13 protein-coding genes and 1 riboswitch are annotated in these 19,505 nt (G+C 73.6%); of the genes, 5 read left to right on the forward strand and 8 right to left on the reverse strand.

The genetic code is table 11. The features are described from left to right. Positions 1-195: 195 nt before the first annotated feature. From ACN20G_RS04485 to ACN20G_RS04500, 4 genes are all read right to left on the reverse strand, one after another. Positions 196-861: a GntR family transcriptional regulator gene (locus tag ACN20G_RS04485; RefSeq protein ID WP_424215366.1), complete on the reverse strand. Its 666-nt coding sequence runs from the start codon at positions 859-861 to the stop codon at positions 196-198. 209 nt (positions 862-1,070) lie between these two features. After that, the gene (locus ACN20G_RS04490) at positions 1,071-1,874 is read right to left on the reverse strand and encodes a M23 family metallopeptidase (protein ID WP_424211412.1); all 804 of its coding nucleotides are present in this window, start codon (positions 1,872-1,874) and stop codon (positions 1,071-1,073) included. Between the two features lie 12 nt (positions 1,875-1,886). Continuing rightward, positions 1,887-2,044, reverse strand: a riboswitch (cyclic di-AMP (ydaO/yuaA leader). A 537-nt stretch (positions 2,045-2,581) separates the two neighbouring features. Then, positions 2,582-3,949: a M16 family metallopeptidase gene (locus ACN20G_RS04495; protein WP_424215367.1), complete on the reverse strand. Its 1,368-nt coding sequence runs from the start codon at positions 3,947-3,949 to the stop codon at positions 2,582-2,584. 23 nt (positions 3,950-3,972) lie between these two features. After that, the gene (locus ACN20G_RS04500) at positions 3,973-5,328 is read right to left on the reverse strand and encodes a M16 family metallopeptidase (protein ID WP_424211413.1); all 1,356 of its coding nucleotides are present in this window, start codon (positions 5,326-5,328) and stop codon (positions 3,973-3,975) included. 296 nt (positions 5,329-5,624) lie between these two features. Here ACN20G_RS04500 and ACN20G_RS04505 point away from each other — a divergent pair, with 296 nt between their 5' ends. Next, the gene (locus ACN20G_RS04505; protein ID WP_424211414.1) at positions 5,625-8,084 is read left to right on the forward strand and encodes a DNA gyrase/topoisomerase IV subunit A; all 2,460 of its coding nucleotides are present in this window, start codon (positions 5,625-5,627) and stop codon (positions 8,082-8,084) included. 179 nt (positions 8,085-8,263) lie between these two features. After that, positions 8,264-10,525 carry a restriction endonuclease gene (locus ACN20G_RS04510; RefSeq protein ID WP_424211415.1) on the forward strand — a complete coding sequence of 754 codons (2,262 nt, stop codon included), beginning with the start codon at positions 8,264-8,266 and terminating at the stop codon, positions 10,523-10,525. Between the two features lie 9 nt (positions 10,526-10,534). Here the strand turns inward: ACN20G_RS04510 and ACN20G_RS04515 are convergent, their stop codons facing one another. Then, the gene (locus ACN20G_RS04515) at positions 10,535-11,710 is read right to left on the reverse strand and encodes a CobW family GTP-binding protein (protein WP_424211416.1); all 1,176 of its coding nucleotides are present in this window, start codon (positions 11,708-11,710) and stop codon (positions 10,535-10,537) included. Positions 11,711-11,841: 131 nt separating this feature from the next. Here ACN20G_RS04515 and ACN20G_RS04520 point away from each other — a divergent pair, with 131 nt between their 5' ends. Together ACN20G_RS04520 and ACN20G_RS04525 are read left to right on the forward strand one after the other, a co-directional pair. Further along, positions 11,842-13,440, forward strand: a complete 1,599-nt coding sequence (locus tag ACN20G_RS04520; protein ID WP_424211417.1) for an ATP-binding protein — start codon at positions 11,842-11,844, stop codon at positions 13,438-13,440. Then, positions 13,437-14,195 (forward strand): response regulator, encoded by a 759-nt coding sequence (locus ACN20G_RS04525; RefSeq protein WP_424211418.1) that lies wholly within the window; start codon positions 13,437-13,439, stop codon positions 14,193-14,195. The genes ACN20G_RS04520 and ACN20G_RS04525 overlap by 4 nt, the downstream gene beginning before the upstream one ends. Before the next feature lie 16 nt (positions 14,196-14,211). Here ACN20G_RS04525 and ACN20G_RS04530 read toward each other — a convergent pair whose 3' ends face one another. The 3 genes from ACN20G_RS04530 to ACN20G_RS04540 all read right to left on the reverse strand — a co-directional run bounded on the left by ACN20G_RS04530 (position 14,212) and on the right by ACN20G_RS04540 (position 18,817). Continuing rightward, on the reverse strand, positions 14,212-15,804 hold the full coding sequence (locus ACN20G_RS04530; protein ID WP_424211419.1) for a solute symporter family protein: 1,593 nt from the start codon (positions 15,802-15,804) through the stop codon (positions 14,212-14,214). Continuing rightward, positions 15,801-16,424, reverse strand: coding sequence for a DUF485 domain-containing protein (locus ACN20G_RS04535; protein WP_424211420.1), 624 nt, complete (start codon positions 16,422-16,424; stop codon positions 15,801-15,803). The genes ACN20G_RS04530 and ACN20G_RS04535 overlap by 4 nt, the downstream gene beginning before the upstream one ends. Positions 16,425-16,699: 275 nt before the next feature. Further along, complete coding sequence (locus ACN20G_RS04540; protein WP_424211421.1) at positions 16,700-18,817, reverse strand: DNA gyrase/topoisomerase IV subunit B; 2,118 nt, start codon at positions 18,815-18,817, stop codon at positions 16,700-16,702. 449 nt (positions 18,818-19,266) lie between these two features. On the opposite strand from ACN20G_RS04540, the gene ACN20G_RS04545 reads away from it, so the two are divergent. Beyond that, the gene (locus ACN20G_RS04545; protein WP_424211422.1) at positions 19,267-19,497 is read left to right on the forward strand and encodes a DUF7455 domain-containing protein; all 231 of its coding nucleotides are present in this window, start codon (positions 19,267-19,269) and stop codon (positions 19,495-19,497) included. The last annotated feature ends 8 nt before the right edge of the window (positions 19,498-19,505 follow it).

Raw genomic sequence — 19,505 nt, forward strand, 5'->3', positions numbered from 1 at the left:
GGTCCACCGACTTCGGTCGGCGGACCGGGCCGGTCCTTTTTTCGTCACCCGCAGACGAGTCGGCACGGGCCCCCGAAAAGGGTGCCGAAAAGAAATCCCGGTGGACCTGAATCACCGAAGGAACACGAATCGACACCGCATCCGGAATCCGCGCCGGGGGAATCCCCGCCTGAATTCATTTCTACCCGATCGGTGTTACGCCCCGCCGCGCGACATGTTGACGGCAGGTTGCGGAGTCCTCACGCGCAACCGGTGCTCGCCGGCCGTGCGGGTCGCGTGCGCGGCGGCCACGGTCCGGGCCCGCTCGGCGTCCCCGCGCGCCAGCGCGTCCACCAGGGCGCCGTGCTCGGCCCAGGAGTCCGCGGGGCGCTGGCTCGACGGCGGCTCGTACATCCACGCGATCTTCGCCCGCAGCTGGGTCAGCAGATCGATCAGGCCGGGGCTGTCGGCCGCCTGGGCCAGCGTCTCGTGGAACCAGCCCCCCAGGGCCCTCAGCTCCTCCGTACGCCCCTCCCGGGCCCGTTCCTGCCCCAACCGCACCAGTCCGCGCAGCACCCGCAGGTGCCCCTCGGTGCGCCGACGGGCCGCCCGGGCCGCCGCCAGGGGCTCCACGAGCACCCGCAGCTCCAGCAGATCGGCGGCCTCCCGCGGGCCCGGCTCGGCCACGCAGGCGCCCGCGTGCCGTCTGGTGGTGACGAAGCCCTCGGACTCCAGGGTCCGCAGGGCCTCGCGGACCGGCACCCGGGAGACCCCGTAGCGGCGGGCCAGCACCTCCTCGGTGAGCCGGGAGCCCGGCTCGAAACGGCCCACGACGATGTCATCGCGGATTGCCGTGCAGACCGCGTGCGCGGGAATTCGCAATTCGACCTCCACTCGGTCACGTCCTCACGAGGACTCTATGACAACACGAGCGGAATTCCGAGAACGCCGAAATGCGCCGGCCCTCGAACACACGGGACCACACGGGAACACGAGGGGCCACGCGGAAACGCCCGCACACCCGCGCGACGCCCCGGAACGCCGGAAGGCCCCGGCGGGTGCCGGGGCCTTCACGGGAGGACGGGGTGGGCTCAGAGCGAGACGTTCTTGCCGCGCAGGTACGCGATCGGGTCGATGTCCGAGCCGTAGGCCGGGCCGGTCCGGGCCTCGAAGTGCAGGTGCGGGCCGCTGGAGTTGCCGGTGGAGCCCGACAGGCCGATCTGCTGGCCCGGGGTGACCTGCTGGCCGACGGAGACCAGGATCTGCGACAGGTGGCCGTACTGGGTGTAGGTGCCGTCGTTGTGCTTGATGACGATGTTGTTGCCGTACGCGCCGCCGTCACCGGCCTCGACGATCACGCCCGCGCCCACCGCGTGCACGGAGGTGCCCATGGACGCCTGGAAGTCGATGCCGCTGTGGCTGCCGGAGGACCACATCGCGCCACCGGCGCGGTACTGGGTGGTGACCAGCGCGTTGGCGACGGGGGCCACGAAGGAGTTGAGGAGCTTGCGCTCCTCCTCGCGAGCGGCCTTCTCGGCCTCCTCGCGCTCGGCCTTGGCCTGGATCTCGGCCTTCGACTTGGCCTCGGCGGCGCGCTCACGGGCGTCGGACTCGGCCTTGGCCTTGGCGGCCTCCTGCTCGGCGGCCAGACGCTGGCCGTCGGCCTGCGCGTCGAGCTCGGCGGAGACGGTGTCCAGCGCCACGACGGTGCCCAGGGTCTCGTCGACCGGCGGGGTGATGTCCTTGTTGTCGGCGGCGAACGCCGGCGCGGCCAGCGTGCCCACGACACCCGTGGTGGCGAGCGCGGCGAGACCCGCGATGCCCGCGGTCTTGCGGCTCAGCCGGCTGGATCCACGGTGCTTGCCGGGGGCGCGGGTGGTGCTGCCGAAGGCCATGTGTGGCGCGTCCTTTCCTTCCTTCTCGCCTACCGGGTTAGCTGACGGGTTCGGAGCAGGAAGGTCTCCTACGGGCCCCCTCTGGCGAGGCGGTCCGATTCACCCCAGGGACTTGATGGGTCCCCGGCTCCCCAGGCTCGCGCCTGACGGGGACTCGGCGATTGCTGTCCGGTGCCGCGGGTGCGGCTCACAGCGAACGAACAGCAGGGCCGACGCTAGGCGGCGGCTCGGGCAATCACCAAACAGACGGCCCAATTTGTGACCCACGACACAAGGCATACCCGTAACCTCGGCAGAGTTCGGGACATCCGGGGCCAAAAGGGCCGGCCGAACGGACCGTCACCCGCCAACCCCGGACCGTCCCGATCGTGCCGCGGCACGAGATGGCGCACGGACCGTCAGAAGGGGACGGAAGGGACCGCGGAACGATGAAAAGAGGTCCTCGGCCCTCTTTCCCTCCCGCCCCACGATCCCCCCTCGACCCGCCCACGACCCGCCCTCGGCCCGCGCGCCGCCCGAACCCCGGCCCGCGTCCCGAACACCCGGATCACCCCGCTTCCTCCCCCGCCGGCCCCCGGCGGGGGCCACGGCCGAACGCACGCGGGCCCGGCCCCCCTTCCCGGGGGTCCGGGCCCGCGACACCCGCCCGCGCCCCCGGACGACCCCTCAGGGGGCCTTCCCCGGCGCGCGGGCGACGGTGGGTCGGATCAGTTGGCGACGACCGTGACCTCGCCGATGCCGAGCTCCCGCACCGGTCCCTCGATCTGCGCGGCGTCACCCACCAGCACGGTCACCAGCCGGTCCACGGGGAACGCGGCGACCACGGCCGCCGTGGCCTCCACCGTGCCGGTCTCGGCCAACCGCGCGTACAGGTGCGCCTGGAAGTCGTCCGGCAGCCGCTGCTCGACCTGGTCGGCGAGGGTGCCGGCCACCGAGGCCGCCGTCTCGAACTTCAGCGGGGCCACGCCCACCAGGTTCTGCACCGCCACGTCCCGCTCGGCGTCGGTCAGTCCGCCCTCCGCGAGGGTCCGCAGCACCTGCCACAGGTCGGCCAGGGCCGGCCCGGTGTTCGGGGTGTCCACGGAGCCGCTGATGGCCAGCATCGACGCGCCCCGGCCGTCCTCGGTGGAACGCAGCACCTGGCCGAAGGACCGCACCCCGTAGGTGTAGCCCTTCTCCTCGCGCAGCACCCGGTCCAGACGGGAGGTCAGGGTCCCGCCCAGGCAGTAGGTGCCGAGCACCTGCGCCGCCCACACCCGGTCGTGCCGGTCCGGGCCGATCCGCCCGATCAGCAGCTGGGTCTGGACCGCGCCGGGCCGGTCCACGATCACCACGCGCCCGGTGTCGTCCGCCGTCACCGGCGGCACCTCGCGGGCCACGGCCGGCCCGCCGGTCCACGCGCCGAGGCTCTCGGCGAGGACCGCGTCGAGGTCGATGCCGGTCAGGTCGCCGACCACCACGGCGGTGGAGTGGGTCGGGCGCACGTGCGCCTCGTGGAAGGCGCGCACGGCCGCCGCGTCGATCCGTCCGACGGTCTCCTCCGTGCCCTGCCGCGGCCGCGACATGCGGGACTCGGCGGGGAACAGCTCGAAGGAGAGCTGCTTGGCGGCCCGGCGCTGCGGGTTGGCCTGCTCGTGCGGGATCTCGTCGAGCCGGTTGCGCACCAGCCGGGAGACCTCCGCGTCGGCGAAGGCCGGGGCCCGCAGGGCCTCGGCGACCAGGCCCAGGGCCTTGGCCAGCCGGGAGGCCGGGACCTCCAGGGAGACCCGCAGGCCCGCGTGGTCGGCGTGCGCGTCGAGGGTGGCCCCGCAGCGTTCGAGTTCGGCCGCGAAGTCCTCGGCCGAACGCTTGTCGGTGCCCTCGGACAGGGCGCGGGCCGTGATCGTGGCCACGCCGTCCAGCCCGGCCGGTTCGGCGTCCAGCGGAGCCTCGACGTGGATCTCCACCGCGACCACCTGCTGGCCGGGGCGGTGACAGCGCAGCACCGTCAGCCCGTTGGGCAGCGTGCCGCGCTCGGGCGCCGGGAAGGCCCAGGGGCGGGGCTGTCCGCCCGTGGGACGCGGGTGGAAGGTCATGCTGGTCAGTGCGGGCTCGGCGGTCACTGCTGCGCCCCTTCGTTCTCGGTGTTCTCGTCCTCGGCGGCGTCCGCGGGCAGCGGCTCGTAGACGAGCACCGCCCGGTTGTCGGGCCGCAGTCGGGCCGCGGCCACCGCCTGCACCTCCTCGGCGGTGATGTCCAGCACCCGGGAGACGGCGGTCAGGGCGAGCTGGGGGTCGCCGAAGAGCACCGCGTAGCGGCACAGTTCGTCGGCGCGGCCGGCCACGGTGCCCAGCCGGTCCAGCCACTCGCGCTCCAGCTGCGCCTGGGCGCGCTCCATCTCCTCGGCGGTCGGGCCCTCGGCGGCGAACCGCGCGAGTTCCTCGTCCACGGCGGCCTCGATGGCCGGCACCTCCACGCCGCCGGAGGTCTTCACGTCCAGCCAGCCCAGCGAGGGCGCGCCGGCCAGGCGCAGCATGCCGAACCCGGCCGCCACGGCGGTCTGGTCCCGGCGCACCAGGCGGTTGTGCAGGCGGGAGGACTCGCCGCCGCCGAGCACGGTCAGCGCCACGTCGGCCGCGTCGCACTCGCGGGTGCCGTCGTGCGGGAGCCGGTAGGCGGCCATCAGGGCCCGGGCCGGGACCTGCTCGACGACCTCCTCGCGCAGCTCGCCGCCCATCACCTCGGGCAGGGTGCCGTCGCGCGGCGGGGTCTTGCCGTCGTGGCCGGGGATGCTGCCGAAGTACTTCTCGATCCACGCCAGGGTCTGCTCGGGGTCGATGTCGCCGACCACCGAGAGCACCGCGTTGTTCGGCGCGTAGTAGGTGCGGAAGAACGCGCGGGCGTCCTCCAGCGAGGCCGCGTCGAGGTCGGCCATGGAGCCGATCGGCGTGTGGTGGTACGGGTGGCCCTCGGGGTAGGCCAGGGCCGTCAGCTTCTCGAACGCGGTGCCGTAGGGCACGTTGTCGTAGCGCTGCCGGCGCTCGTTCTTGACCACGTCCCGCTGGTTCTCCATCGACTCGTCGTCGAGGGCGGAGAGCAGCGAGCCCATCCGGTCCGCCTCCAGCCAGAGCGCCAGCTCCAGCTCGTGGGCGGGCATGGTCTCGAAGTAGTTGGTGCGCTCGAAGCTGGTGGTGCCGTTGAGGGAGCCGCCGGCGCCCTGGACCAGCTCGAAGTGCCCGTTGCCCTTGACGCTCGCCGAGCCCTGGAACATCAGGTGCTCGAAGAGGTGGGCGAGGCCGGTGCGGCCCTTGACCTCGTGCCGGGAGCCGACGTCGTACCACAGGCAGACCGCGGCGACCGGGGTCAGGTGGTCCTCGGAGAGCACCACGCGCAGGCCGTTGGCCAGCCGGTGCTCGGTCGCTGTCAGGCCGCCGGAACCGGCCGACGCCTCTGTGGCCGTGTGACCCATGGGCATGTGGTCCCTTCGCTCGCGATGCCGATGCTGCTTTGTCTCGTGCCTTCGTGCCCGGACCCGGGGCCCGGCCGACACCGCCGGCCGGATCGCGTCCGAAGGTGTCACTGTATGCAAGCGCGCCGACGGGCGGAGAAGTTCCCGGCGGAACGAGGCGTCACCCGCCGGTGTCACGACGGTGTCACCCCTGGGTCGGAGTCGGCGTTGTCAGCACGTCGGGCCACAATGGACGGCGTCAGACCCATCCCCCCTTCCACGGACACCCCATCCGGACACCCCAGCCAAGGAGCCGCGCAGCGATGGCCCGCCGCAGCACGAAGACCCCGCCGCCGGAGGATTTCGAGGAGCGCATCCTCGACATCGACGTCGTCGACGAGATGCAGGGCTCCTTCCTGGAGTACGCGTACTCGGTGATCTACTCCCGGGCGCTGCCCGACGCCCGCGACGGACTCAAGCCCGTGCACCGGCGGATCGTCTACCAGATGAACGAGATGGGCCTGCGGCCCGACCGCGGCTACGTCAAGTGCGCCCGCGTCGTCGGCGAGGTGATGGGCAAGCTGCACCCGCACGGGGACTCCTCGATCTACGACGCGCTGGTGCGGATGGCCCAGCCCTTCTCGATGCGCCTGCCGCTGGTCGACGGGCACGGCAACTTCGGCTCGCTCGGCAACGACGACCCGCCGGCCGCGATGCGGTACACCGAGTGCCGGATGGCCGACGCGACCTCGCTGATGACGGAGTCCATCGACGAGGACACCGTCGACTTCACCCCCAACTACGACGGCCAGGAACGCGAGCCGGTGGCGCTGCCCGCCGCCTACCCGAACCTGCTGGTCAACGGGGCCTCCGGGATCGCCGTCGGCATGGCCACGAACATGCCGCCGCACAACCTCGGCGAGGTGATCGCCGCCGCCCGGCACCTGATCCGGCACCCCGAGGCCGACCTCGACGCGCTGATGCGCTTCGTGCCCGGCCCGGACCTGCCCACCGGCGGCCGGATCACCGGCCTGGCCGGGATCAAGGACGCCTACGAGAACGGCCGCGGCACCTTCCGGATCCGCGCCACGGTCGCCGTGGAGAACGTCACGGCCCGCCGCAAGGGCCTGGTCGTCACCGAGCTGCCGTTCACCGTCGGCCCGGAGAAGGTGATCGCGAAGATCAAGGACCTGGTCGGCTCGAAGAAGCTCCAGGGCATCGCCGACGTCAAGGACCTCACCGACCGCTCGCACGGGCTGCGGCTGGTCATCGAGATCAAGAACGGCTTCCACCCCGAGGCCGTGCTGGAGCAGCTCTACAAGCTGACGCCGATGGAGGAGTCCTTCGGCATCAACAACGTGGCCCTGGTGGACGGGCAGCCCGTCACCCTCGGCCTCAAGGACCTGCTGTCGGTCTACCTCGACCACCGGTTCACCGTGGTCCGGCGCCGCAGCGAGTTCCGTCGCACCAAGCGCCGCGACCGGCTGCACCTGGTCGAGGGCCTGCTCGTGGCGCTCGTCGACATCGACGAGGTGATCCGGCTGATCCGCGGCAGCGAGAACTCCGCGGAGGCCAAGGCCAACCTGATCGAGCGGTTCTCGCTGAGCGAGATCCAGACCCAGTACATCCTCGACACCCCGCTGCGCCGACTCACCAAGTTCGACCGGCTGGAGCTGGAGTCCGAGCGGGACCGGCTGACCGGCGAGATCGACGAGCTGACCGGGATCCTGGAGTCCGACGCGGAGCTGCGCAAGCTGGTCTCGGCCGAGCTGGCCGCCGTGGCCAAGAAGTTCGGCACCCCGCGCCGCACCGTGCTGCTGGAGTCGGCGGGCACCTCCCCGGCCGCCGTGCCGCTGGAGGTCGCCGACGACCCGTGCCGGGTGCTGCTCTCCTCCTCCGGGCTGCTGGCGCGCACCGCCAACGCCGACCGGCTGCCCACCGAGGAGGCCGGCCGGTCCCGGCACGACGCCGTGATCTCCCAGGTGGCCACGACGGCCCGCGCCGACGTGGGGGTGGTCACCTCGGCGGGCCGGCTGCTGCGGCTCGCCGTGATCGACCTGCCGCAACTGCCCGACACGGCCGCCGCCCCGAACCTGGCGGGCGGGGCGCCGCTCGGCGAGTTCGTCTCCGGGCTGACCCCGGACGAGACGGTGGTCTGCCTGACCTCGCTGGACGAGTCCGGCCAGGGCCTGGCCCTGGGCACCGAACAGGGCGTGGTCAAGCGGGTGGTGCCGGACTATCCGGCGAACAAGGAGGAGTTGGAGGTCGTCACCCTCAAGGACGGCGACCGGATCGTGGGCGCGGTGGAGTTGCGCACCGGCGAGGAGGACCTGGTCTTCGTCACGGACGACGCGCAGTTGCTGCGCTACCCGGCCGGGCAGGTCCGCCCGCAGGGCCGACCCGCGGGCGGCATGGCCGGTGTGAAGCTGGCGGCCGGCGCGAAGGTGATCCACTTCGCGGCGGTGGACCCGGCGCGGGAGGCCATGGTGCTGAGCGTGGCCGGGGCCCGCGACACGCTGTCCGGGGCGGGGGCCACGTCGATCAAGCTGACCCCCTTCGACCAGTACCCGCGCAAGGGCCGGGCCACCGGTGGCGTGCGCTGCCAGCGGTTCCTCAAGGGCGAGGACGTGCTGACCCTGGCCTGGGTCGGGCACGCCCCGGCCCGCGCGGCGGCGGCGAACGGGGCGCCCGCCGAACTGCCGGCCGCGGACCCGCGCCGCGACGGCTCGGGCGGCCCGCTGTCGGGTCCGACGATCGTGGCGGTGGCCGGGGACGCCCTGTAGGAGCGCCCGGACGACGAGCGGGGAACGGGGGTGCCGGATCGATCCGGCACCCCCGTTCCCGTGCCCGAGGACCGGACTCGAACCGCCCGGTACCGGTCTGTCCGACCCATCCCCCGAAACCGTGCGAAGACCGTACAGTCGGATCGTCGTCGCAGGTGGGTGGGGAGAGTCGGGAAGAGATGAGTCGTCGGTCGACCACGAGCCAGGTGATCGGGATCTGGGCGGAGGCGCAGCGCGCCCACCAGCGCGACGAGGCGCTGCGCCAACGGGAGGCGGCGCGCCGGGAGGCCGCGCACGCCCGGGAGGCCGCGCGGGACCGGCGTGAGCAACAGGCCGCGTACCGGCAGTACCGGGAGGCCGAGGCCCGGCGCCGGACCGCCGAGCTGGAGACCCGGCTCGCCGAGCTGACGGGCCTGTTGGCGGGCGCCGACCGGCTGCCCCCGTTCCGCCTGGGCGCGCTGACCCGCCCGGAACACGTGGAGCCCTTCGCGCCCGGGGACCTGGGCCGGCCCGTGCCGATGCCCTCGCAGGAGCAGTTCCCGCCGCAGACCGGCTGGGCGATGTCGGCGGCGCGGCGGGAACGGGCCGAGCGGGAGGCGTACGAGCGCTTCACCCTGGCCTGGCACGCCGCGCAGGACGCGGAGGGCGAACGGCTGCGGGCGCTGGACGCGTACCGCCGGGAGTACGAGGAGTGGGCCGCCGGGCAGCTCGCGGAGGTGCGGCGGCACAACGAGGGGCTGGCCGAGACGGCGCGGGGGCTGCGGGCGGGCGATCCGGACGCGGTGGTGGAGTACTTCACGGCGGCCCTGTACGCCTCGCCGGCCTGGCCGCGCGAACTGCCGCGTGCCGTCAGCGCCGGGTACGAGCCGGGGCCGCGGCGGCTGGTGCTGGACTGGGAGCTGCCGGGGTTCGCGGTGGTCCCGGAGGTGAAGTCGGTCCGCTACCAGCCGAGTCTGGACCAGGACAAGGAGACCCCGCTGCCGGCGACGCGACGCCGGGCCGCGCACCGGGAGCTGATCGCCCAGTCGGTGCTGCTGGTGTTGCGGGAGGTGTTCGCGGCCGACGAGTTCGGGGCCGTGGAGTCGGTGGTGGTCAACGGGTTCGTGGACGACCACGATCCGGCCACCGGTCGGCGGGCCGAGATCGTGCTGGCCTCCGTGACGGCCTCCCGTTCGGCCTTCGAGGTGCTGCGGCTGGCGCAGGTCAGCGCGGTGGACTGCCTCGGGGACGCCCTGGGCGGGCGCCTGTCGGCGCGGCCCGACCAGTTGGCGGCGGTGGCCCCGGGCCGGCGGCCCGACGAGGTGGGGCACGTGGTCACGCACGGGGACGGCCCGGGCGGGGCGGCCGGCGAGGACGGGGAGGGCCCGGACCTGTTCACGATGGACCCCTTGGCCTTCGAGGAGTTGGTGGCCGAGCTGTTCCGGGCCATGGGCATGCGGGCGGTGACCACCGTGCGGTCCGGGGACGGCGGGGTGGACGTGGAGGCCGAGGACCCGACGCCGATCCGGGGCGGCCGGATCGTGGTGCAGGTCAAGCGATACCGCAACACGGTGCCGCCGACGGCCGTGCGCGATCTGTACGGGACGGTGCAGGACAAGGGCGCCAACAAGGGGGTCCTGGTGGCCACCTCCGGTTTCGGACCCGGTTCGTACGCGTTCGCCGAGGGCAAGCCGCTGGAGCTGCTGCCGGGCGACCGGCTGGTGGAACTGCTGCGGGAGCACGGGCTGCGCGGCCGGCTCGGCGACCGGCCCGGCGGCGGTGGGTCCGGGGGCACGGGCGGGGGCGCGCCGGCGGTGGATCCGGCGGCGCCGACGGTGGTCATGCCCTCCCCCGCGCCGCCCCCGGCCGCCGCGCCGACCCTGGTGGACACCTCCTTCGGCGCGCCCTCGCCGGCCGTCCCGCCGCGCCCCCGGCAGGCCCCCGCGAGCGCGCCCGCGCCCGCCGCCGAGGGCCCGGAGCGCAACGTGCTGGGCCTGTCCTGGTCGGGCCCGGTGCCCTTGGACGTGTGCGCGCTGGTGTGCACGGGCTCGCGGGTGCTGGACGAGTCCTGGTTCGTGTTCTTCAACAACCCCAGCACGCCGGACGGTTCGGTGCGCTCACGGGCCCACGTGCCGCCGGACCGGGCCGCCCTGGACGTGGCCTTCGAGGCCCTGCCGGCCGGCGCGGACCGGCTGGTCCTGGTCGCGGCGGTGGACGAGGAGCGGGCGCCGGCCGGTTCGGACCTGACCGGCTTCACCCGCGCCCGGATCCGGCTGCTGGACGAGGGCGGTTCGGAGCTGGGCGAGTTGGAGGTGTCCGACGGGCGGGCGGGCGAGACGGCCCTGGTGCTCGGCTCGTTCCGCCGGCGGGCGAACGGGGACTGGGACTTCGTGGCCGGCGGGCGCGGCTACCGGGACGGGCTGGCCGCGCTGCTCGCGGACCACGGGGTGGACGTGGCCTGAGGCCGCCGGTCAGTCCTCCTCGGGGTCGCCCGGGTGCCGGCAGCCGAACGGGTCCTCGGGGTAGGGGTCCACGAGGTCCTCGGGGTCCTCGCGCGGGGCCTCCCACGCCTCGGTGCGCGGCCGCAGGGGCTCGGGCACGTAGCGCAGCACGCCCCAGATCGCCTCGGGCGGCACGGCGGCGGGGTCGGGTGCGGGGCAGGCGTCGAGGGCGCGGGCCAGCCCCGCGGTGTCGACGTCGCGGCCGATCAGCACCAGCCCGCTGCCGCGCTCCTCCCCCGGCTCCCAGGGCCGGGGGACGAAGCTCAGGAAGCGGCCGACGGCGTGCACCTCGTACTTCTCGCCGTGGCCGGGCAGCCCGAACCAGACCCAGCCCTTGATCCGGTACAGGCCGGGCGGGCGGGAGTCGAGGAAGGCGATGAGGGCGCGGGGGTCGAGGGCCGCGCCGGAGGTCCAGGACAGGCTCTCGTAGCCGCTGTGCGGATGGGCGTGGGTCCCCGCGTGGTCCCCATGCGCGTGGTCCTCGTGTTCGGCGGCCTCCGCGAGCAGGTCCTCGAAGGAGAGTTGGCCCTTGGTCTCGGTCCACGGCCGGCGGTCGAAGAGCAGCTCGGGGTCGATCCGGCCGTGGTCGGCGGGGACCAGCGGGGTGCCGGGGGCGAGCCGGCCGATCAGCTCCCGCAGCCGGTCGAGGTCGGCGGGGGCGGCGCGATCGGTCTTGTTGAGGACCACGAGGTCGGCGACCGCGAGGTGCCGGTCGATCTCGGGGTGCAGGGCGCGAGTGGCGTCGAACTCGGCGGCGTCGACGACCTCGACGGCGCCGCCGTAGGTGAGGACCGGGTTCTCGTTGGCGAGCAGCATGCGCACGAGTTCCTGCGGTTCGGCCAGGCCGCTGGCCTCGATGACGATCACGTCGATGCCGTGTTCGGGGGCGGCGAGCCGGTCGAGGCAGGCGTCGAGGTCGGCCCCGTCGACGGCGCAGCACAGGCAGCCGCCGCCGAGGGAGACCATCGAGGAGTCGCCGACCTGCCCGGCCACCGCCATCGCGTCGACCTCGATGGCGCCGAAGTCGTTGACGAGCACCCCGATCCGGGTGCCGCGACTGCCGCGCAGGAGGTGGTTGAGCAGAGTGGTCTTGCCGGATCCGAGGAATCCGGCGAGCACCACGACGGGAACGGGTCGCCTGGCCATGACCCCCGAGTCTAGAACCGCGCGCCGAAGGCCCCGCACACGTCAGGCGTGGGACACCGGCACCGGGGTCGGCGGGCCGGGCGGCCCCCGCCCTGTCGCGGGATCGGGCCGTCCCCGTAGCGTGGCCGCCCATGAGCACCTGGCGCCCCGGGCTGCCCCGACGGGCCGTCTCGCAGATCCTCCTCACCCAGCTCGCGATCGCGGCCGGGGTCACCCTGCTGGCCACCGGCCTGTTCCTCGCCCCGCTCGGTGCCCAGCTCGACGACCAGGCCATGCGCCGGGCCCTGGCCATCGCGCAGAGCGCCGCCGCCGACCCCTCCCTCGCCCCCGACCTGCTGCGCACCCGCCCCACCCCCGACACCCCGGTGCAGGCCGCCGCCGAACGGATCCGGCGGGCCACCGGCGCCGAGTACGTCGTGGTCGTGGACCGCGCCGGGATCCGCCGCTCGCACCCCGAACCCGGACGGATCGGCCGCCCCGTCTCCACCGACCCCGGCCGCGCCCTGGCCGGCCACGAGGTGATGGAGATCGACGAGGGCACCCTGGGCCGCTCGGCGCGCGGCAAGGTGCCGTTGCTCGACGCCGAGGGCGAGGTGGTGGGCGCGGTCTCGGTGGGCATCGGCTACGAGGGGGTGCGCGACCGGCTGCTGGGCACCGTGCCCGATCTGCTGGCCTACGCGGGCGGGGCCCTGTCGGTGGGCGCGCTGGCCGCCTGGCTGATCTCCCGCCGGATCCACCGCCAGACCCGTGACCTGGCCTTCTCCGATATCTCGGGGCTGCTCGCGGAGCGGGAGGCGATGCTGCACTCGGTCCGCGAGGGGGTGGTGGCCCTGGACCGCGCGGGCCGGGTGCGGCTCGTCAACGACGAGGCCGAACGCCTGCTGGCCCCCGCCGCCCCGGGGCCCGCCGCCCTCGGCCTGACCCCGGAGGCGCTGCTCGGGCCGGGCCGGGCGGCGGACGTGCTGGCGGGCCGGGTCACGGGCGCGGACCTGCTCACGGTGCGCGGGCCCCGGGTGCTGGTCGCCAACCGGATGCCCACCGAGGACGGCGGCGCCGTGATCACCCTGCGCGACCGCACCGAGGTCGAGCACCTGGGCCGGGAGCTGGACGCGACCCGGGGCCTGATCGAGGCCCTGCGGGCCCAGGACCACGAGCACGCCAACCGGCTGCACACCCTCCTCGGCCTGCTCGAACTCGACCTGCCGGGCGAGGCGGCCGACTACCTCGCCGAGATCGTCGGCGCCCACCGCAGCACCGCCGAACAGGTCACGGAGAAGGTCCGGGACCCGCTGCCGGCGGCCCTGCTCGTGGGCAAGGCCACGGTGGCCGCCGAACGCGGCGTGGCCCTGCGGCTGTCGCCCGATTCCGACCTGCCGGACCGGCTCAGCGCCCCCGGCGACCTCGTCACGATCATCGGGAACCTCGTGGACAACGCGCTGGACGCGGCCGTCGGCTCCGCCGATCCCTGGGTGGAGGTGGATCTGCGGGCGGCGGAACGGACCGTGCTCGTGCGGGTCCGCGACAGCGGGCCCGGGGTGCCCGCCGACCGGTGGGAGGACGTGTTCACCGAGGGCTGGTCCACCAAGCGGCCCGCCGCGCACCGGGGCCGGGGCCTGGGGTTGGCCCTGGTGCGGCGGCTCGCCGAACGCCACGGCGGCCGGGCGGGCGTCGGGCCCGGGCCGGGCGGCGGCGCCGAGTTCACCGTCGTCCTCCCGGAGGCCCTGCGATGAGCCCCTCCCCCGAGCCCCCCGAACCGCTGTCGGTGGTGGTCGTCGACGACGACCGGCGGGTGGCCGCGCTGCACGCCGCGCAGGTGGCGCGGGTGCCGGGCTTCCGGGTGCCGGCCGTGTGCCATTCGGTGGCGCAGGCATGGGAGGCCCTGACCGAGGCCCCGGCGGACCTGGTGCTGCTGGACCACTACCTGCCGGACGGCACCGGCCTGGACCTGGTGCGCCGACTGCGCGGCGTGGACCCGCACCCCGACGTGATCATGGTGACGGCGGCCCGGGACCTGGCGACCGTGCGGGCCGCGCTGCGCCTGGGCACCCTCCAGTACCTGGTGAAGCCCTTCGGCTTCGCGGCCCTGCGGACCCGGCTGACGGCCTACGCGGAGCTGCGGCGGGAGCTGGCCGGGGCGGACGCGACGGGCGCGCCGGCCGAGGTGGAGCAGGCCGAGGTGGACCGGCTGTTCTCCACCCTGGCCGCCGCGACCGGCCCGCCCGAGCTGCCCAAGGGCCACTCCCCGGGCACCGCGGAGCTGGTGCGCGGGGTGTTGCGGGCGGCCGGCGGGGACTCGCTGTCGGCGCAGCGGATCGCCGAACGCGCGGGCATCAGCCGGCAGACGGCGCAGCGCTACCTGAAGCTGCTGGAGCGGGCCGGGCGGGTGGAGCTGAGCCTGCGCTACGGGGAGGGCGCGGGCCGGCCGGAGCACCGCTACACCTGGCGTCCCGGCCCGAGCCCCGACCCGCCTGCGGACCCCCGTTAGACCGCGCCGGACCGGGTCAGACCGCGCCGGCGCCGGTCAGGGCGCGGACCTCGGTCTCGGCGTGCCGGGCGATGTCCGGCTCCTCCTTGGAGGTGACGGTGCCCAGCCAGCCCGCGAGGAAGCCCAGCGGGATCGAGACCAGGCCCGGGTTCTGGAGCGGGAACAGGGCGAAGTCCACCCCGGGGAAGAGCGCGGCGGGGGCGCCGGAGACCACCGGGGAGAAGACCACGAGCACCACGGCCGGCACGAGGCCGCCGTAGACCGACCACACCGCCCCCCGGGTGGTGAACCCGCGCCAGAACAGCGAGTACATCAGCACCGGCAGGTTCGCGGAGGCCGCGACCGCGAAGGCGAGGCCGACCAGGAAGGCCACGTTCAGTTCTTGGGCGAGCAGGCTGAGCGCGATCGCGACGGCGCCGATGCCCACGGCGGCGGCCCGCGCCACCGACACCTCCCGGTACTGCTTGGCGTGCCGGCGCTTGAGGGAGGCGTACAGGTCGTGGGCGACGGAGGCGGAGGAGGCCAGGGTGATGCCGGCGACCACGGCCAGGATGGTGGCGAAGGCGATGGCCGCGACGAACGCGAAGAGCACCGCCCCGCCCGTGGACTCCGCGCCGCCGCCGAGATGGGCGGCGAGCAGCGGGACGGCCGTGTTGCCGGCCGCGTTGGACGCCTTGACCTCCTCCGGGCCGACCAGCGCCGCCGCGCCGAACCCGAGCACGATCGTCATCAGGTAGAACCCGCCGATCAGCCCGATGGCCCACACCACGGACCGGCGGGCGGCCCGCGCGGTGGGCACGGTGTAGAAGCGGGTGAGGATGTGCGGCAGGCCGGCCGTGCCGAGCACGAGGGCCAGGCCGAGGCTGATGAAGTCCATCCGCGAGGTCCAGTCCGCGCCGTAGCGCAGGCCGGGGCCCAGGAACGCGGCGCCGTGACCGCTGCGGTCGGCGGCGGTGCGCAGCAGCCGGTCGAAGTCCCCGCCGAAGTGGATCAGGGTGAGCACGGTCAGGGTGATGGCGCCGCCGGTGAGCAGCACGGCCTTGACGATCTGGATCCAGGTGGTGGCGCGCATGCCGCCGAATGAGACGTAGACGACCATCAGGGCGCCGACGCCGATCACGGTCCAGGTGCGGGCCCCGGTGCCGGAGTCGCCGATGAGCAGGCCGACGAGGCTGCCGGCGCCGACCATCTGGGCCACGAGGTACAGGATCGAGACGACCACGGAGGAGGTGCCGGCGGCCACCCGCACGGGGCGTTCGCTCATCCGGGCGGCGACCACGTCGGCGAGGGTGAAGCGGCCGCAGTTGCGGACCAGCTCGGCGACGAGGAAGAGCACGACGAGCCAGGCCACGAGGAAGCCGACGGAGTAGAGCAGGCCGTCGTAGCCGAAGAGGGCGATGAGGCCGGAGATGCCGAGGAAGGAGGCGGCGGACATGTAGTCGCCGGCGATGGCGAAACCGTTCTCCATGGGGGAGAACAGCCGGCCGCCCGCGTAGAACTCCTCGGTGGAGCCGCGCCGGTTGCGGCCGGCCCAGGCGGTGATGCCGAGGGTGACGGCGATGAAGAGGGTGAACAGGACGAGGGTGAGGGTGTGGTGGGAGGTGCTCACGCGCCGGCCTCCGGGCGGGTCTCGGCGGCGGCGGACCGCGCACGGCCCCGGTCCCGCTCCTGTTCGAAGACGCTCCAGCGCAGGTCGAGGGCGACCCGGTCCCGACGCAGCCGGGCGTGCCGGGCGTAGGCCCAGGTCAGCGCGAAGGTGGTGAGGAACTGGGCGAGGCCGGCGAGGAGGGCCACGTTCACGGCGCCGAACACGGGCCGTGACATCAGCTCGGGAACGGCGGTGGCGGCCACCACGTAGCCGAGGTACCAGAGCAGGAACCCGGCGGTCGCGGGCACGACGAACCGCCGGTAGTTGCGGCGCACCTCCTGGAAGGCGGGGCTGCGCTGCACCTCCAGGTAGATGCGGGCGGCGTCGGTGAGGCCGTCGGCCGCCGGGTCGGCGGGGGCGTCGGCGCCGGCCGGGGCCCCCGCGGCCCCGGCGTCCGCCGTTCCCCCGCGCGGGCCGGGCGGCGCGGTCGGCTCGGGGCCGGGGCGCGCGCCGGTGGTCGGGCTCGTCCGCCGCCGCCTCGGGCGGGCCGTCTCGGCCCCGTCCCAGCCGGTGGCCGGCTCCTCCTGCCAGGGGTCGTCGAGCCGGATCGTTCCGGCATCGCGGCCTTCGTGCTTGTCCACCGCTCACTCCTTGTCCGCGGCCGCACCGGCCGCGCGCCCCAAGGATGGGGGCCGTTCGGCCGAGTGGGGCCGGGTCGGCGGACTCTTCACCCCAACAGGTGATGTACCCGGGGTTTTCGAGGTGCCCGAGCCATCCGATCGCTCGCTCGAATCGGGGAACGGGGCGGACGGGAGTGGACGCGGACGGCCCGCGGAACGGGCCGTGAACGCGCCGGACCGCGCCCTGGGGCGCGGTCCGGGTGTCGAACGGGGGCCGTCGGCGGGCCCGTCGGGGCTCAGGCGTCGATGCGGGAGCGGTCCAGGGTGGCGGCGGAGGAGGTGATGAACTCCTTGCGGGGGGCGACCTCGTTGCCCATGAGCAGGTCGAAGACCTGTTCGGCGGAGTCGAGGTCGCCGATGTTGATCCGGCGCAGGGTGCGGAAGCGCGGGTCCATCGTGGTCTCCGCGAGCTGGTCGGCGTCCATCTCGCCGAGGCCCTTGTAGCGCTGGATGGAGTCCTTGTAGCGGATCCCCTTGCGCTGGTACTCCAGCAGGGTCTGGCGCAGCTCGTTGTCCGAGTACGTGTACACGTACTTGTCCTGGCCGCGCTTGGGCTGCACGAGCTCGATCCGGTGCAGCGGCGGCACGGCCGCGAAGACCCGGCCCGCCTCCACCATCGGCCGCATGTACCGCTGGAAGAGGGTGAGCAGCAGGCAGCGGATGTGGGCGCCGTCCACGTCGGCGTCGACGAGGAGGACGATCTTGCCGTAGCGGGCCGCGTCGATGTCGAAGGTGCGGCCCGAGCCGGCTCCTATGACCTGGATGATCGCCCCGCACTCGGCGTTCTTGAGCATGTCCGAGACGGAGGACTTCTGGACGTTGAGGATCTTGCCGCGGATCGGCAGCAGCGCCTGGAACTCGGAGTTGCGCGCGAGCTTCGCCGTGCCCAGGGCCGAGTCGCCCTCGACGATGAACAGCTCGCTGCGCTCCACGTCGTCGCTGCGGCAGTCGGCGAGCTTCGCGGGCAGCGAGGAGGACTCCAGGGCCGTCTTGCGGCGCTGCGCGTCCTTGTGCTGCCGGGCCGCGATCCGGGTCCGGGCCGCCGCGACGATCTTCTCCATCACGGCGCGGGCCTGCTGCTTGTCGTCCCGCTTGGTGGAGGTCAGGAACGCCTTGAGCTCCTTGGAGACCACGGCGGCCACGATCCGGGCGGCGGCCGAGGTGCCCAGGACCTCCTTGGTCTGCCCCTCGAACTGCGGCTCGGCCAGGCGGACGGTGACCACGGCGGTCATGCCCTCCAGGGCGTCGTCCTTGACCACGTCGTCCTCGGCCACGCGCAGCAGCTTGGAGGAGCGCAGCACCTCGTTGACGGTGCGGGTGATCGCCCGTTCGAAGCCCGAGACGTGGGTGCCGCCCTTGGGCGTCGCGATGATGTTCACGAAGGACTTGACGTGCGCGTCGTAGCCGGTGCCCCAGCGCAGCGCGATGTCCACGCCCAGCTCGCGGGTGACCTCGGTCGGCGTCATGTGGCCCAGGTCGTCCAGGACCGGGACGGTCTCCTTGAACGTGCCCTGGCCGGAGAGCCGCAGCACGTCGCACACGGCCTTGTCCTGCGCCAGGTACTCGCAGAATTCGCTGATGCCCCCGTCGAAACGGAAGACCTCCTCCGTCTTGCCCGCCCCGTCGACGGCCCGCTCGTCGCGCACCACGATGGTCAGACCGGGCACCAGGAAGGCGGTCTGTCGGGCCCGCTGGTAAAGCGTGTCCAGCGAGAGCCGGGCCTCCTTCAGGAAGATCTGGCGGTCCGCCCAATAGCGGATCCTCGTTCCCGTGCGCCCCTTCGGAACCCGCTTCCCCTTGCGCAGCCCGTTGCCCGCTTCGAAGGGGGCGTCGGGGCCCGCTCCGGAGAATGCGCCGGGAACACCGCGGCGGAAACTGATCGAGTGGGTGGTGGAACGGTCGACCTCGATGTCGAGACGCGCGGAGAGCGCGTTGACGACGGAGGCTCCGACTCCGTGCAGACCGCCGGAAGCGGCGTAGGAACCGCCGCCGAACTTTCCGCCGGCGTGGAGTTTGGTCATGACGACCTCGACCCCGGAGAGGCCGGTCTTGGGCTCGATGTCGACCGGGATGCCGCGACCGTTGTCACGGACCTCGACCGAGCCGTCCTCGTGCAGGACCACCTCGATGTGATCGCAGAAGCCGCCCAGGGCCTCGTCGACCGCGTTGTCGATGATCTCCCAGAGGCAGTGCATCAGGCCACGACTGTCGGTGGACCCGATGTACATGCCGGGGCGCTTGCGGACGGCCTCGAGTCCTTCGAGGACGAGCAGGTGCCGCGCGGTGTAGTTGGAGCCGTCCCGGTCTGCCCCGGTCAGCAGCGCGTTCGAAGGCACGGACGTGTCGGCGGTCACGCAGTTCGCTCCTCGCTGAATTTCTCTGCCGGCCCGGTCGGGCGCGGCGGTGGCTCGTTCGCCGCTCCGAGGGTACCGAGCCCAGGTAGAGCCCATGTAACGCCATCGGATCGACCGATCCACCCTAGCCGGGATGCGCACGCGTGTTCGATCCCCCGGACGGGTGAAGCAAACATCACGTTCCCTTCCCGGCATGAACCATTTATGGTTCGGGCACGTCCTCATCAACAACCGGCACTCCCGCCGGGGAGGACCGAACCTGCTGCACGACCGACAAGCAAGCCCCGCGAAACCGTAAAGCAACGCAATACGGCTCCTTCGCCGCCAACCGGCAACAGCCGGCCAGCTTCGGAAGGAAGTTTCGAGGAAAAGCCGCGAGCGGGAACGTTTTCGGCCTGGTTGGATGTTGACCCTGGTACGACAGCTCGTCGAGCTAGAGAAGAGGCGACGTGACTACTGTTCTGACACCCGCGACCCCGCTGACGGCCGCTGACCGATGCGACCGCTGCGGCGCCCAGGCATATCTGCGCGTCGTCCTGATGAGCGGCGGTGAGCTGCTCTTCTGCGCCCACCACGGGCGCAAGTTCGAGCCGGAACTCAAGAAGATCGCCGCGGAAATACAGGATGAGACCGAGCGACTGAACGCCGCTCCGGCTTCGGCCGACACCGAGGACCGCTGACACCACCT

Source organism: Streptomyces dryopteridis, assembly GCF_049606955.1.
GTDB lineage: Bacteria > Actinomycetota > Actinomycetes > Streptomycetales > Streptomycetaceae > Streptomyces.

Excerpts from the sequence above, each read along its gene's own strand:
- ACN20G_RS04500 (WP_424211413.1), bottom strand. The coding sequence starts at position 5,328 with ATGCCCATGGGTCACACGGCCACAGAGGCGTCGGCCGGTTCCGGCGGC.
- ACN20G_RS04520 (WP_424211417.1), top strand. The coding sequence starts at position 11,842 with ATGAGCACCTGGCGCCCCGGGCTGCCCCGACGGGCCGTCTCGCAGATC.
- ACN20G_RS04505 (WP_424211414.1), top strand. The coding sequence starts at position 5,625 with ATGGCCCGCCGCAGCACGAAGACCCCGCCGCCGGAGGATTTCGAGGAG.
- ACN20G_RS04495 (WP_424215367.1), bottom strand. The coding sequence starts at position 3,949 with ATGACCTTCCACCCGCGTCCCACGGGCGGACAGCCCCGCCCCTGGGCC.
- ACN20G_RS04515 (WP_424211416.1), bottom strand. The coding sequence starts at position 11,710 with ATGGCCAGGCGACCCGTTCCCGTCGTGGTGCTCGCCGGATTCCTCGGA.
- ACN20G_RS04525 (WP_424211418.1), top strand. The coding sequence starts at position 13,437 with ATGAGCCCCTCCCCCGAGCCCCCCGAACCGCTGTCGGTGGTGGTCGTC.
- ACN20G_RS04490 (WP_424211412.1), bottom strand. The coding sequence starts at position 1,874 with ATGGCCTTCGGCAGCACCACCCGCGCCCCCGGCAAGCACCGTGGATCC.
- ACN20G_RS04510 (WP_424211415.1), top strand. The coding sequence starts at position 8,264 with ATGAGTCGTCGGTCGACCACGAGCCAGGTGATCGGGATCTGGGCGGAG.